Raw genomic sequence first — 1,011 nt, forward strand, 5'->3', positions numbered from 1 at the left:
GGATTCCAGCCATGTCAAGGGTAGGTAAGGTTTTTCGCGTTGCATCGAATTAATCCACATCATCCACCGCTTGTGCGGGTCCCCGTCAATTCCTTTGAGTTTTAATCTTGCGACCGTACTCCCCAGGCGGTCTACTTCACGCGTTAGCTGCGTTACCAAGTCAATTAAGACCCGACAACTAGTAGACATCGTTTAGGGCGTGGACTACCAGGGTATCTAATCCTGTTTGCTCCCCACGCTTTCGTGCATGAGCGTCAATCTTGACCCAGGGGGCTGCCTTCGCCATCGGTGTTCCTCCACATATCTACGCATTTCACTGCTACACGTGGAATTCTACCCCCCTCTGCCAGATTCTAGCCTTGCAGTCTCCAATGCAATTCCCAGGTTGAGCCCGGGGATTTCACATCAGACTTACAAAACCGCCTGCGCACGCTTTACGCCCAGTAATTCCGATTAACGCTTGCACCCTACGTATTACCGCGGCTGCTGGCACGTAGTTAGCCGGTGCTTATTCTTCAGGTACCGTCATTAGCAAGAGATATTAGCTCTCACCGTTTCTTCCCTGACAAAAGAGCTTTACAACCCGAAGGCCTTCTTCACTCACGCGGCATTGCTGGATCAGGCTTTCGCCCATTGTCCAAAATTCCCCACTGCTGCCTCCCGTAGGAGTCTGGACCGTGTCTCAGTTCCAGTGTGGCTGGTCGTCCTCTCAGACCAGCTACTGATCGATGCCTTGGTAGGCTTTTACCCTACCAACTAGCTAATCAGATATCGGCCGCTCCACGAGCATGAGGTCTTGCGATCCCCCACTTTCATCCTTAGATCGTATGCGGTATTAGCGTAACTTTCGCTACGTTATCCCCCACTCTAGGGTACGTTCCGATATATTACTCACCCGTTCGCCACTCGCCACCAGAGCAAGCTCCGTGCTGCCGTTCGACTTGCATGTGTAAGGCATGCCGCCAGCGTTCAATCTGAGCCAGGATCAAACTCTTCAGTTTAATCTCTGTT

At 51.9% G+C, this 1,011-nt stretch carries 1 rRNA gene; it reads right to left on the minus strand.

Going from position 1 to position 1,011, the window contains the following annotated elements:
• A 16S ribosomal RNA gene (locus SJI03_RS28745) occupies positions 1-1,001 on the minus strand; the annotation flags it as partial.
• Positions 1,002-1,011 lie beyond the last annotated feature (10 nt).

The sequence above is a fragment of the Janthinobacterium sp. GMG1 genome, assembly GCF_034427795.1.
Taxonomy (GTDB): domain Bacteria; phylum Pseudomonadota; class Gammaproteobacteria; order Burkholderiales; family Burkholderiaceae_D; genus Janthinobacterium.